Origin of the sequence: Sporosarcina aquimarina (assembly GCF_019748715.1) — a bacterium.
In the GTDB taxonomy this organism is placed as follows: Bacteria; Bacillota; Bacilli; order Bacillales_A; family Planococcaceae; genus Sporosarcina; species Sporosarcina newyorkensis.
This window is the reverse complement of sequence record NZ_JACLBZ010000021.1, coordinates 96,295-109,193: the sequence shown is the minus strand read 5'-3', so window position 1 is coordinate 109,193 and position 12,899 is coordinate 96,295. Positions and strand designations below refer to the sequence as shown.

Below are 12,899 nucleotides of genomic sequence, written 5' to 3'. Positions count from 1 at the left end.
CTTGTACGGATTCTAAGATCCCAGCGTCCCTGCGACTTTCCTTCACTTCTACCATAAAAAATAGTAGCACAAACCATGGCCTTGGTCTGTACTACTAATGTTAGTATGTTTCCGCGGGGCGCAGGTGAGCCTCCTCGCTTCCTGTGGGGTCTCACCATTTGCGCTACCTCCCGCTGGAGTCGCCCTCCGTTCCAGCCCCGTTTTTTTATTGTAAATTCGGACTTGCCTCTACTTTATGTTTTCCGCGCGCTCTATATCCAACCACGCTTGAGACCAATTTTCTATTTCTTTCAAAACCGGCTCTAATGAATACCCTTTTTCCGTCAAAGAATACTCGATAATAACAGGAGTTTCAGGTATAACTTTACGTTTTATAATTTCCTTCTGTTCTAGGTCTTTTAAGCGTTCCGACAGGACCTTTCCGCTAATTCCAATAGAAGATTGGAGAGCGCAAAACCGATGTGGTCCTGATAACATTTGATTGATGATCAAAGCTGTCCAACGCTGACTTAAAAGCGAGATGGCTTTTTCAAATCGGGGACAAATATTGGCTTGCTTCACTTTTGTTCACTCCTTTATATGTAGTATATAACATGATGAGTTGAAATTAAATGTAATCAACTTACTTGACGAACTAAAGTTTCTCTTTTAAAGTTAGTTACATAAAGTAACTAACTTTAAAAGAGAAACAAGAAAATGAATAAAGCATAGGAAGAGAAAATGGGGGTTATAAATATGAAGTTTCATAGTAAACCAAACACTTATGTAGGACATGTAAATATAAAGGTGCAAAATATAAATCGTTCACTTGTTTTTTATCAGGAGGTTCTCGGTTTTGAAATATTAGAGAAAACTGAAAAGGCAGTTAAACTAACAACAGATGGAATAACGAGTGTGTTATCAATTGAGCAACCAGAAAACGTTATTCCGAAACAAGGAAGAACCACAGGCCTATATCATTTTGCTCTTCTTCTGCCCAAACGTTCTGATTTAGCCGACATCGTTCATCACTTTGCAGAAATTGGTTTGCGTTATGGGTCATCGGACCACCTTGTAAGTGAAGCGTTATACCTGTCAGATCCGGATGGAAATGGGATCGAAATTTATATAGACCGTGATCCTTCTGAATGGACTTGGAATAATGGCGAAGTTTCAATGACGGTGGATCCATTAAACTTTGAAGAGCTTCTTTCTGTAACAAAACGGCAGTCGTGGAGTGGCCTGCCTGCCGGGACAGTCATGGGACATATTCATTTACACGTTGCGGAACTGAAAAAGGCTGAGGAATTTTACAGTAAGGGACTTGGTTTCGAAGTGGTGAACCGATATGGTAATCAGGCGCTTTTCCTCTCTACGGGCAAATATCATCATCAAATTGCCTTAAACACCTGGGTTGGAGTTGGTGCCCCAACGCCCTCTGAAAACAGTGTGGGTCTTGAGTCGTTTACAATCGTTTTGGCAGATGAGGCAACGAGGGATTATACTATTGCGCAGTTAAAGAGTATCGGTGCATCTGTAACGGAAGAGAGAGGATCGTTTATTACCTATGATCCTTCTGGAAATCGTATTTATTTAGAGATTTAACAGCTACAAAAAATAAGTCTCCCACTTCAAACGCAAAGCGATAAGTGGGAGACTTCGTAATCATTTTAACTTACCTATCTCGTAAGTCTTCACGACATCAATACAACCAATCACCGATTGCAACATAGAACAGTTCTTCTCTGTAAGATCCATTATCCGCGGCATTTTTTCTTCCTTAATAGCTGAGCCAATGATCGTAAAATGAAGATGAATCTTCTCCAAGCGGCTTGCATCGTCTTGTGAACGCACGACTTCTTTCACTTCAATCGAGATATCATCAGCGGGCATACGCATTTTTTCGAGAATCTTGCGCATAACGCCACCTCCGCATGCACCGATGGAAGCAACCATGAGTTGGTATGGTCGAAACCCTTTTTCTTCATTCGAGGAAATGTGTAATGTACCGAATTCTGTTTCTGTATCAAAACCGTTTTCTGTCATATGAAATTTCATTTTATCAGCTCCTTATGCAGTCAGTATACGTTGTTTTGAAATTAAATCCAATGGGCGTCAAAATCCTTGCTGTGTTTAATTTTAAAAAACTGTGGAAGACTATAGTTAAATGGAAAGGAGTGCTGTTTAGTGAGTGAAAAGAAACCACCACACGAGACGCTAACAGAAAAAAACAACGGTCTTAAAGCCGCTCAAGAAGTGCATTACGCTGAGGATTTTAAAAGAGCAGATAAAGCAACCGAACACGAGAATAACCAGAAATCCAAAAAATAAATGAGGAAATTTAAGCGAGAGTCCTATCGGATACAATTCATCCGGTGGGGCTTTTCTCACTAAATTGTCATAAACAATCTTTCGTTTTCATTGTATAATAAGAAAAAGTGCTTATACAGAGAGAACGAGGGAAATGAATATGAGAAAAATAGGCTGGAAGAAGATGCTGATCTTTGTTGTCGCCTTCTTTATTGTCTTTCAAATAGCAGGTAGTTTCTTTTTTTACAACTTGGCCATCAAAAGAGGTCCAAAAGATTTCCTCACTGGGAATGCGGATTTGAAAGTATCCGCTGAAACGATGGAAGTGTTTCTAAACGGTGATTGGCGCCAGTGGGTGGAGGAGCAAGACTATGAAGAAATGAAGTTGACGTCAAGGGATGGTCTAGAATTGATGGGCTATTATTTGCCGGCTAAACTACCAACAAATAAGCTGGTTATTTTGACGCATGGTTACTTGGGGCATGCGAAACAGATGGGGTTATATGGTCAATATTATTACGAAGAACTCGGGTATAATATTTTCATGCCGAATGCAAGAGGCCATGGAAAAAGTGGCGGTGACTACTATGGTTTTGGCTGGCCGGATCGCTTGGATATTATTGATTGGACAAAACATTTAGTAAAGCAACTTGGATCAGATACGGAGGTTGTGTATCACGGCTTGTCAATGGGAGCAGCGACGGTCTTGATGACTAGCGGAGAAGAGGAGCTTCCTGGACAGGTGAAAGCGATCATTGCAGATAGTCCATATCAGTCCGTCTACCAGTTATTCGCGTATCAGATGGATCGGATGTTCCATTTGCCCGCATTTCCACTGCTGGATAATATGAGCGTGTTGACCAAAGCTAGAGCAGGCTATTCATTGAAGGAAGCAGACGCATTAAATGCAGTAAAAAAGGCAAATGTGCCGATTCTCTATATTCACGGCAATGCGGATACATTTGTACCTACCGATATGACGAAGGAATTGTATGAAGTCACGAAAAGTGACGCAGAACTATTCTTGGTGGATGGCGCGAATCATGGAGAAGCATTTGTGATGGACGAGGGAGCTTATAAGGCGAAAATAAATGATTTTCTAAGCATTCATTTACCCTCCATAGTAAATAACTAATCGAAAATGCCGGGCCCCGAATTTATTTGGAGCCTGGCATCTTTTTAATCCAATTGCTTCACTTTATTTCCATTTGAAATGAATTTGGGCTGAAAGTGTTAACACCTTTCAGATTGCTAAAACCCTCCAATTGACCTATTCAAAAAACAACACTATAATTATTTTATATTCTTGAGAGAAATGTTTTCTTGGAAAGAGGTTGTGATGCTTTGGTCAAAGCTACAGTAGAACAGTTGTGCAAACAGCATACGAACTTGACGGACGAAGATATTCATATCTTGCAGGAAATGGCACTTAGTTTGCAGACATATGCAGACTTATCGGGGGCTTATATGTTCATTGACTGTAAACTTAAACCAGCCAACCAGGCGATAGTAGTGGCAGAAGCATTTCCTCCAGGATGTACACCGGTGTACGACAATTCCGTCGTAGGTAAAGTGGTCTTCGAATCGTTCGAGCCGGGTGTCTTTTATTCATATTGGAATGGGAAAAAATCAATTATTCGGCATGCAGTGACACAGGAAGGTAAAGTAGTGGATCAGACTGTTGTGCCAATTAAGAATACATGCCATCAAGTGATTGGAGTTCTAATCCAAGAGAAGGAAGTCGTACCACCGCTTACTGATCAACAGTTGCCGAACTTTTCAGTTGTCACTGAATCCGCGGAAGATCAGATGACAAATTCGGGGCTTGGTGTAGTTTCGGATTTATTGATGGAAATGTTGATCTTGACAGATTCCTCCAATCGACTAGTGTACGCCAATCCATCCGGCTTAAAACTTATTTCCGAAATGAGTGGAAGCGATGACATCATGAATAGAGATTTGTTGGAAATGCTTCCGTTCCTTAAGAAGGTATACGAGCAGAAGGATGACGTATTTGTATTTGAAATGACGATTGAACGTAAAAGTTTAATTGTGAAAAAGATAAAAATGCGTGAGAAAAATAATTCGCAGGAGACATTGTTGATTATTCAAGACATCACAGAACTCCGTACGAAAGAAAAAGAATTGATGATGAAATCGGTCGTCATAAAAGAAATTCATCATCGGGTTAAAAATAATTTACAAACGGTTGCAAGCTTGCTGCGATTGCAGATGCGCAACGGCGTGCCGACAGAGGGACGAGCCGCTTTTGAGGAAACACTGAACAGGATCTATAGTATTTCTTCAGTTTATGAAATTATTCTTGCTAAAGAACATGCAGACGATGACGATGTAAATATTATAAACTTAACAAGGAAAATTTGTTCAACAATGGTGTTGAATGAATTAAACTTAAAAGTAGACTTGATTATTGAGCCGAATGGCAATAAAATAGTAACAACCTCCAAGAAAGCGGTTTCAATCGCACTCATCATAAATGAACTCATACAAAACTCCTTAAAGCACGCATTTATAGGTAGAGAACACGGGGTTATTGATGTAGAATTTAAGGTGGACAATGAATTTGTAGAACTTCATGTTTCCGACAACGGCGTTGGAATGAAGAAACCGCAAACTTCATTGGGAACAGAAATCATCCATAACCTAGTGATAAATGATTTGAACGGTGAATTTTTGTATGTGCCTAGGGAGATCGGAACCCACGCAGTAATCGTTTTTCCAGTGGGTGCGGAGGTGGAAATTTTTGATGAGAAAACGGATTGTCATAGCGGAAGATGAATCGATTATTCGGATGGACCTGAAAATGACCCTGCAAGATCATGGCTATGAAGTGGTGGGAGAAGCGGGGGACGGAGACAGGGCCATTGAACTGGCTTTCCTGCATAAACCGGATTTGATTTTAATGGATATCAAGATGCCGAAGATGAACGGTTTGAAGGCAAGCCGCATTATTGGAGAGCAACTGGATTTGCCTATCTTGATCATCACAGCATACAGCCAAAAGGAATTCGTGGAAAAGGCACAGCAGGACAATGTGGTTGGTTATTTGGTAAAGCCTATTTCCGAATCCAATTTAATACCAGCTGTAGAAGTTGCGCTTCATCAATCGGATAAAGCGAAGCGGCTGAAAGAGAATGTCCAACAAGCAAAACAGGAAGTCGAAAAACGGAAAATTGTAGAGCGGGCAAAAGGGATCTTAATGGACGCTGAGCAATTAACCGAGCAACAAGCATTTAAACAAATGCGCGATGCGAGTATGTCTCGGCAAATGACAATGGAGTCGCTTGCCAAAGAAATTATTGACAAATACAAGTAAATAAATTAAAGCAAAGGCGCTTAAAGAGGTAGGTTCTTTAAGCGCCTTTTTGTTTTTTATATTTTTCTACATATTGCGAATTTTTATAATTTGAAGGCGGTGGTGTACTGTCTGTAGGTATAGGGTGGCAACTAGTTACACAATATAAGAGATAGGGAGAGGGAATTATATGGAAATGATTGGTACGGTGATCGTATATATCATTATGGCCTGTGCGATAGCAGGTGCATTTGCTTCAATCAAAAATCCGGAGGAAGGATTAGGTAAAGAATTCATGTCGGGCCTACACGCAGTTGGGCATATTTTTGTTCCGGCGGCAGGGATCATGGCATCTATTCCGTATTTGACATGGTTTATCAGTAAATTTATTGGACCAATATTTGATTCGATTGGAGCCGATCCAGCGATTGCTGCGACAACAATTTTGGCGTCAGACATGGGTGGCTATCAGCTAGCTGAAGCATTAAAAGTTACGAACGAAGGATGGGTAATGGCGTTAATTGTCGGCTTTATGTCGGGTGCAACAATCGTGTTTTCCATTCCGATGGGCCTTGCAATGCTCGATAAGCGAGATCATAAATATATGGCGCTTGGTATTATGTCAGGTGTACTGACGATTCCGATTGGTGCATTTATTGCGTCTAGCTTGGTAGTATTGTTTAACACAGATGTACGTGATGTGATCAGCACTACAGCTTCATCGAATTACGAGTTTGCAATTAGTTATTTACAGATTTTCATAAACTTATTGCCTTTACTAATTTTTGTTGTCTTGATTGCTTTGGGATTGAAGTTTTTCCCTCGCATGATGATCAATGGATTTATGATTTTCGGTCGCGTAATGGACGCGGCGATTAAACTTGTGTTAGTGTTCTCAATTGTAGAAGTATTTACAGGTATTTTCACAACAATCTTCGGTGCATGGGGCTTTGACCCGATTATGGCCGATGAAGCGGACCAATTCCGTGCGCTTGAAACAGCCGGCTATATTGGTATCATGCTAGCAGGTGCTTTCCCAATGATTTATTTGATTCGAAAGTATATGGCTCGACCTTTGGAAGCGCTTGGACAAAAAATTGGACTATCTCCTGAAGGTAGTGCTGGTCTGCTTGCAACTGTCGCAAATATCTTGGCAATGTTCTCGTTGGTTCGTTACATGAGACCTAAAGACAAAGTCATCAATATTGCATTTGCTGTTTGTTCCGCATTCTTGCTTGGTGACCACTTGTCCTTTACAGCGAATTTCCAACCGAATATTATTCTTCCCGTCATTCTTGGGAAATTCAGTGCAGGGATCATCGCGATTATCATTGCATATAAGTTATCTGTTCCAACTGCTTTGAAGTTGGAAAAGCAAGATCGTGAGGCTGGAATCATCCGTCCAGGTGAATATGAAGAAACAACAGAAACTCCTACTGCAAAGGCATAAGAACATAATCAGTTAGATAGGGAGTGTATATAGAATGAGTGAAGAAAAGAAACGGTTTATACAGGAATTTGTTCCGGGTAAACAGCTTACCCTCAGTCACTTGATTGCAAATCCCGATCCCGATATGTTTCAGAAATTAGGAATACAAGAAGCGGGTGCCTTAGGCATCCTTACTTGTACACCAAGTGAAACAGTTATCATTGCGGGAGATTTAGCGACAAAAGCAGCAAACGTCCATATCGGTTTCTTGGATCGATTTACAGGAAGCTTAGTAATTGTCGGCAGTGTTTCCGAGGTGGAGATGGCCATGCAGGAGATCAATCGATTTTTATCCGAAATGCTTGGTTATACACCTTCTGCTATTACGAAATCATAAGGAGTGGTGCCGATGAAAAACAAGGCAATGCTAGTCGGTGCGGTTCGAGCAGGGAAGTCTACGTTGACAAATGCCTTGTTAGGTCGTAAGGTCGAAGCGGTCAAAACGCAAACGCTCAATTATTACGATTGGATTGTCGACACTCCTGGCGAGTACACGGAAAACCCGATGTTTTATAAAAATATTATGGCAACCGCGTTAGAGGTGACACATGTACTGTATCTCCAAGACGCGACCAGTGAAAAGCTGATTTTTCCACCAGGTTTCAGTATGGGAATCTCTAAGCTGCCAATTGGTGTCATTACAAAGTGTGATCATCCAAAAGCCGATATTGATCGAGCACTCGGCATGTTGAAAATTGTCATGAATCAAGGGCCGATTGTTGTTACCTCCTCGGTGACAGGTAAGGGGATTGCCCATTTGAGAGAACTGACGAAATTGAACGACCTGGCTGCCATGCGGCAATATGTACAGCAAACAGATGACGAGCACTTATTATTCCTAGGTTGATACTCTTTACACGTATCAGAGAATTTGATATAGTAGGGCTCATACAAGTGAATAAAAACGGCAATGACGCCTTTACGTCCCACGGGTTTTCCATGGGTCTGTAAAGGCGTTTTTTATATCAAAAGTAAAAAGCGTCGTATAATCTTGACAGGCACTGGAGAACTTATCGACAAAGGTGCGTTTTTTTGCACCCTTTCGAAAAGGTCGAAGTGACCCGAGGGACTGGCGCTTTGAACTGGATGGTAAATCAAAAGTGAGAAGCGCCGTATAGTCTCGACAGGCACTGGAGGACTTATCGACAAAGGTGCGTACTTTGCACCTTTACGAAAAGGCCGAAGTGACCCGAGAGACTGGCGCTTTGAACTAGGTGGTAAATCAGAAAGAGGTGTGGGAGTGAGCAATTTCAATAAGCACGAGACAATCATCAGTGCAGGCATTGACATTGGCACAAGCACGACAAAGCTGATTATCAGTCGATTTTCTTTGCGAAATGTCGCAGGGGCGACGCATGTGCCGAGAATTGAAATAACAGACAAAGAAATATTGTACAAAAGCCCAGTCTTCCGTACACCGTTGCAAGATGCGGTAACGATTAACGTTAGAGGTGTCCAGGAGATTATTCGCTCTGAATATGAAAAGGCTGGCATTCAGCCGGCTCAAATAGAGACAGGCGCTGTCATCATTACAGGCGAAACGGCTACCAAACGAAATGCCAGTGAGATGCTTCATCAGTTATCAGATGAAGCGGGAGATTTCCTTGTTGCAACAGCAGGACCTGACCTAGAAGGAATCATCGCGGCAAAAGGTTCAGGCAGCTACGAAGAGTCGGGCAAAGGTGGCCGTGTCATCGCCAACATCGACATTGGCGGCGGGACAGCCAATATTGCGGTATTTCAGGACAAACAGTTGCTTGGCACGTGCACGATGCACATTGGCGGGCGATTGATCGAATTCGAACAAGGCAAAGTGCGAACAATCTCTCCGCCTGTTGAACGATTGCTGGAAGAGCAAGGCTACACTTTGCAAGTTGGTGATCCACAAGATGCAGCAGCAGTTGAATTCGTCACAACGTATATGGCAGAGGCGATGGCGCGCATCTTGAAAAAAGAAGTGCATGCACAAGATCATGTATTATTGCTAGGTCATGAACCGAATTGGAAACAGCCTGTTGATACAATTGTTTTTTCGGGCGGGATTTCCGAGTGTATGTATCGTCATGCTTCAGATGAAGAGCAGGTTGCCCGGTACGATGATATTGGAATTCAGCTTGCAGAGGCGTTATTGCGCAATCAATCACTGCAAATTTTTGAATGGCAAGAACCAATTGAGACTGTGCGTGCGACGGTGTTGGGTGCAGGAACGCAGACGACTGAGATTAGCGGAGCGACAATCCAAGTTGCGCCACATGAATTGCCACTAAAAAATATACCGATCTATCAATATGACTTTGAAGCGGATTTAGAGGCGGGTTTATCTAACTTTGAAAATGCGGTTCAACAAGCGGTTGCTTTATATGACTCCGCGAAAGAAGGACAAAATTTTGCGCTGTATTTATCCAATTTGCCGTATCTCGGGTTTCGAGACGTGCAAACATTAGCAAAAGCAATTGTGCAGATCATGAATCAACGACCACGTCCTGAACAGCCCGTCATTTTGGTAATCCAGTCTGACCATGCCAAAGTGCTTGGTCAGACATTAGCGGCGTTGAAAGTAAAACAAAGCATTATTTGCATTGACCAAATCAATGTGGAAACAGGCGATTATATTGACATCGGGAAAGCATTAACTTCAGGTGTCGTGCCTGTCGTGGTGAAGACATTAACCTTCCACACAACGTAAAGGAGGCCTCGAACGTGAATTTATCGACCACTTTAGGCGGGGAACGATATGTGTTCAACGACTTAAAAGAAGTGCTTGCAAAAGCAAATGAAGAGAAATCTGGCGACCGTTTGGCAGGAATTGCAGCGGAAACCGTCCAAGAGCGTATTGCGGCAAAAACAGTTGTCAGTGAGCTACTAGTGAGTGATATTCGTAACAATCCATTGATCCCGATTGAAAGCGACGAAGTCTCACTCATTATTGAAAATGATATTAACGAGAAGGTCTATGGTGAAATTCAAAATTGGAGTATCGCAGAACTTCGTGAGTACATTTTAAGCAATGAAGTCGGCGACCGCGAACTGAAACGTCTTAGCCGCGGTTTGACATCGGAAGTCATCGCAGCTGTCACCAAGCTAATGTCCAATTTGGACTTGGTACACGCGGCAAATAAAATTGAAATCTTGTCGACCTGTAATATTACGATTGGTCAAAAAGGAACGCTTTCGTCTCGATTACAGCCGAATCACCCAACAGATAATATCGATGGAATCATCACTTCACTAAAAGAAGGATTATCTTATGGGATTGGCGATGCGGTTATCGGAATTAATCCGGTAGATGATTCTGTTGAGAGTGTAAAACGTGTCTTGCATGCTACGAAGGATTTCATCAATGAGTGGGAAATTCCCACCCAAAACTGTGTGTTAGCGCACGTTACTACGCAAATGAAAGCAATTGAGCAAGGTGCACCTGCCGATATGATTTTCCAAAGTATTGCGGGAACTGAAAAAGCACATCGTTCATTTGGTATTTCGGCAGAGTTAATCGCTGAAGCAAAAGACTTGGCGATGAAACAAGGAACAGGTACGGGCCCGCAATTGATGTATTTCGAAACTGGGCAAGGGTCTGAGCTATCAGCAGAAGCGCATTATGGTGTGGACCAAGTGACGATGGAAGCTCGTAACTACGGCTTCGCGAGACACTACGATCCATATATTGTCAACACGGTGGTTGGATTTATTGGACCGGAGTACTTGTATAACAACAAGCAAGTAATCCGTGCAGGTTTGGAAGATCATTTCATGGGCAAGCTTCACGGTCTGCCGATGGGTGTAGACATTTGTTATACGAATCATATCAAAGCAGATCAAAACGATATTGAAGATTTAAGCATCTTGCTGACTGCAGCAGGCGTGAATTTCATTATTGCAGCACCGATGGGCGATGACGTTATGTTGAATTACCAGTCCATGAGCTATCACGATGTCGCTACAGTCCTTCAGACATTAGGTAAAACTCCAGCACCTGAGTACTTGCAATGGCTTGAGAAGATGGGGATTTACGAAAATGGAAAACTGAGCAAGCGTGCAGGCGATCTTACTATGTTCAATCGATAGGAGGTGGATGGATTTGAACGAAGAATTAATTCAGCAAATCACAAAGATGGTTGTTGAAAAACTTGAGGCAGCTAGTGGCGGACAAACGTCACAGCAATCTAGCAACGAACAAAAAGTACAGCTCTTTTCACAGGAACCGATTGGCCATTTGGCAGCTGAAAGGCCGCAACAATCACCAAGCGGTGCAGTAACGTTCCATAGTACGACGAATGAAGCGAAGCCGCAACGAAATATTGCGACTATCAAACCGAAACCTACTACGGCATACGGCAAACCAAAAGCCGAAACGACTACTCCAACAGAAGATCAATTGGCGGAGTATCGTAAAAAGACTCCTGCTCGCATTGCAGTAGGTCGTGCGGGTTCTCGTCCCAAAACGAAAACGTGGCTGCAGTTCCGACTGGATCATGCGGCGGCAGTAGATGCGGTGTACGGAGAAGTGCCGGATGAGCTACTCGATCGTTTGGGATTATTCCAAGTGCATTCAAAAGTAGCGGACAAGGAAGAATATATCCGACGTCCTGATCTCGGCAGAAAGCTTTCCGATGAAGGAAAGGCATTGATTCAAGAGCGTTGTAAAACATCACCGGTTGTTCAAATTGTAGCTTCTAACGGTCTGAGTGCAAAAGCGATTGAGGAAAATCTTGAAGATGTCTATTTGTCGCTTGAGCAATCACTCAACAACTTGAATATCGATATGGGTACAACATTTTATGTGGATAAAGGGCGAGTCGCTGTGATGGATGATATCGGTGAAGTGTTGAAACCGGATGTCGTTGTCATGTTAATTGGAGAACGTCCTGGGCTTGTTTCTGCTGAATCACTGAGTGCTTATTTATGTTATCAGCCAAGACATGGCACGATTGAGGCAGATCGAATGGTTATCTCGAATATCCACAAAGGCGGGATACCTCCTGTCGAAGCCGGTGCATATCTAGGAACGGTTATTCAAAAGATCTTGAAATATGAAGCAAGTGGAGTGGCGCTTGTTCAAAAAGAAGGCTAAGGAGGCGGATCGGATGAAGATTCTTGCGGATATATTGTCGATGCAGGTCATTCCGAACGTCAGCGATGATCTGGCGGAAAAGTTCCAGCTAAAGCCGTATCAACGCAGTTTGGGTTTAGTGACAACCACTATAGATGATGTGGGCTATACAGCGATTGATGCGGCGACGAAGCACACGGATGTAGAAGTCGTCTATGCAAAAAGTTTTTATGCAGGGGCTGCTCATTCATCCGGACCGCTATCTGGTGAGTTTATCGGAATTATTGCCGGACCCTCGCCAGAAGAAGTAAAAAGTGGTCTGGATTCGATTCGGGTTACCATTGAACATGAAGCATATTTTGAAGCGATCAATGGGAATCCTGACCATGCATTTTATGCACATACCATTTCCAGTTGCGGAAGTTATTTAGCTGAAATGGCGGGTATTCCAATCGGACAATCATTGGCCTACTTGATTGCACCGCCAATCGAAGCCATTATCGGCTTGGATGCTGCATTAAAAGCGGCAGATGTAACGCTGTGTGAACTATACGCTCCTCCCTCCGAAACGAACTTCGGCGGGGGCTTATTGACAGGTAGTCAATCTGCCTGCCAGGCAGCTGCCGACGCGTTTAGAGAAGCTGTACAGAACATGGTAAATGATCCGATGAGTTATTGAATTCACGGAATTAACTAGGAAGGAGTGTTTTGGCTTGGTTCAGTTAGTAGATAAAGATTTATTGGCCCTGCAGCAA

14 protein-coding genes are annotated in these 12,899 nt (G+C 42.7%); 12 read left to right on the top strand and 2 right to left on the bottom strand.

The annotated features are described in order from the left end of the window. Positions 1–228 precede the first annotated feature (228 nt). Positions 229–561: a winged helix-turn-helix transcriptional regulator gene (locus tag H7J92_RS11075; protein WP_078818699.1), complete on the bottom strand. Its 333-nt coding sequence runs from the start codon at positions 559–561 to the stop codon at positions 229–231. A gap of 174 nt (positions 562–735) precedes the next feature. Between H7J92_RS11075 and H7J92_RS11070 the strand changes: the two genes are divergently transcribed. Then, entirely contained in the window at positions 736–1,584 is an 849-nt protein-coding gene (locus tag H7J92_RS11070; protein WP_078818698.1) for a VOC family protein, read from the top strand. Between the two features lie 60 nt (positions 1,585–1,644). On the opposite strand, the gene H7J92_RS11065 is transcribed toward H7J92_RS11070, so the two are convergent. Continuing rightward, entirely contained in the window at positions 1,645–2,037 is a 393-nt protein-coding gene (locus H7J92_RS11065) for an OsmC family protein (protein ID WP_221836985.1), read from the bottom strand. A 129-nt stretch (positions 2,038–2,166) separates the two neighbouring features. On the opposite strand from H7J92_RS11065, the gene H7J92_RS11060 reads away from it, so the two are divergent. The 11 genes from H7J92_RS11060 (at position 2,167) to eutL (ending at position 12,823) form a co-directional block, all read left to right on the top strand. Then, positions 2,167–2,310, top strand: coding sequence for a YfhE family protein (locus H7J92_RS11060; protein WP_009499217.1), 144 nt, complete (start codon positions 2,167–2,169; stop codon positions 2,308–2,310). 133 nt (positions 2,311–2,443) lie between these two features. After that, complete coding sequence (locus H7J92_RS11055) at positions 2,444–3,424, top strand: alpha/beta hydrolase (RefSeq protein ID WP_221836984.1); 981 nt, start codon at positions 2,444–2,446, stop codon at positions 3,422–3,424. A 209-nt stretch (positions 3,425–3,633) separates the two neighbouring features. Further along, complete coding sequence (locus H7J92_RS11050) at positions 3,634–5,088, top strand: PAS domain-containing sensor histidine kinase (protein WP_246602820.1); 1,455 nt, start codon at positions 3,634–3,636, stop codon at positions 5,086–5,088. After that, complete coding sequence (locus H7J92_RS11045; protein WP_078818697.1) at positions 5,057–5,626, top strand: ANTAR domain-containing response regulator; 570 nt, start codon at positions 5,057–5,059, stop codon at positions 5,624–5,626. The genes H7J92_RS11050 and H7J92_RS11045 overlap by 32 nt, the downstream gene beginning before the upstream one ends. Before the next feature lie 169 nt (positions 5,627–5,795). Continuing rightward, positions 5,796–7,055, top strand: a complete 1,260-nt coding sequence (gene eutH, locus H7J92_RS11040) for an ethanolamine utilization protein EutH (RefSeq protein WP_009499213.1) — start codon at positions 5,796–5,798, stop codon at positions 7,053–7,055. Positions 7,056–7,089: 34 nt separating this feature from the next. After that, the gene (gene eutS / locus H7J92_RS11035) at positions 7,090–7,431 is read left to right on the top strand and encodes an ethanolamine utilization microcompartment protein EutS (RefSeq protein ID WP_009499212.1); all 342 of its coding nucleotides are present in this window, start codon (positions 7,090–7,092) and stop codon (positions 7,429–7,431) included. A 12-nt stretch (positions 7,432–7,443) separates the two neighbouring features. Next, entirely contained in the window at positions 7,444–7,941 is a 498-nt protein-coding gene (locus H7J92_RS11030) for a EutP/PduV family microcompartment system protein (RefSeq protein ID WP_009499211.1), read from the top strand. Between the two features lie 393 nt (positions 7,942–8,334). Next, positions 8,335–9,780: an ethanolamine ammonia-lyase reactivating factor EutA gene (locus H7J92_RS11025; protein WP_221836982.1), complete on the top strand. Its 1,446-nt coding sequence runs from the start codon at positions 8,335–8,337 to the stop codon at positions 9,778–9,780. Between the two features lie 14 nt (positions 9,781–9,794). Next, positions 9,795–11,159 carry an ethanolamine ammonia-lyase subunit EutB gene (locus H7J92_RS11020; protein WP_009499209.1) on the top strand — a complete coding sequence of 455 codons (1,365 nt, stop codon included), beginning with the start codon at positions 9,795–9,797 and terminating at the stop codon, positions 11,157–11,159. A gap of 7 nt (positions 11,160–11,166) precedes the next feature. Further along, positions 11,167–12,165 (top strand): ethanolamine ammonia-lyase subunit EutC, encoded by a 999-nt coding sequence (gene eutC, locus H7J92_RS11015; protein WP_221836981.1) that lies wholly within the window; start codon positions 11,167–11,169, stop codon positions 12,163–12,165. 13 nt (positions 12,166–12,178) lie between these two features. Next, entirely contained in the window at positions 12,179–12,823 is a 645-nt protein-coding gene (eutL, locus tag H7J92_RS11010; protein ID WP_078818696.1) for an ethanolamine utilization microcompartment protein EutL, read from the top strand. Positions 12,824–12,899: the final 76 nt, after the last annotated feature.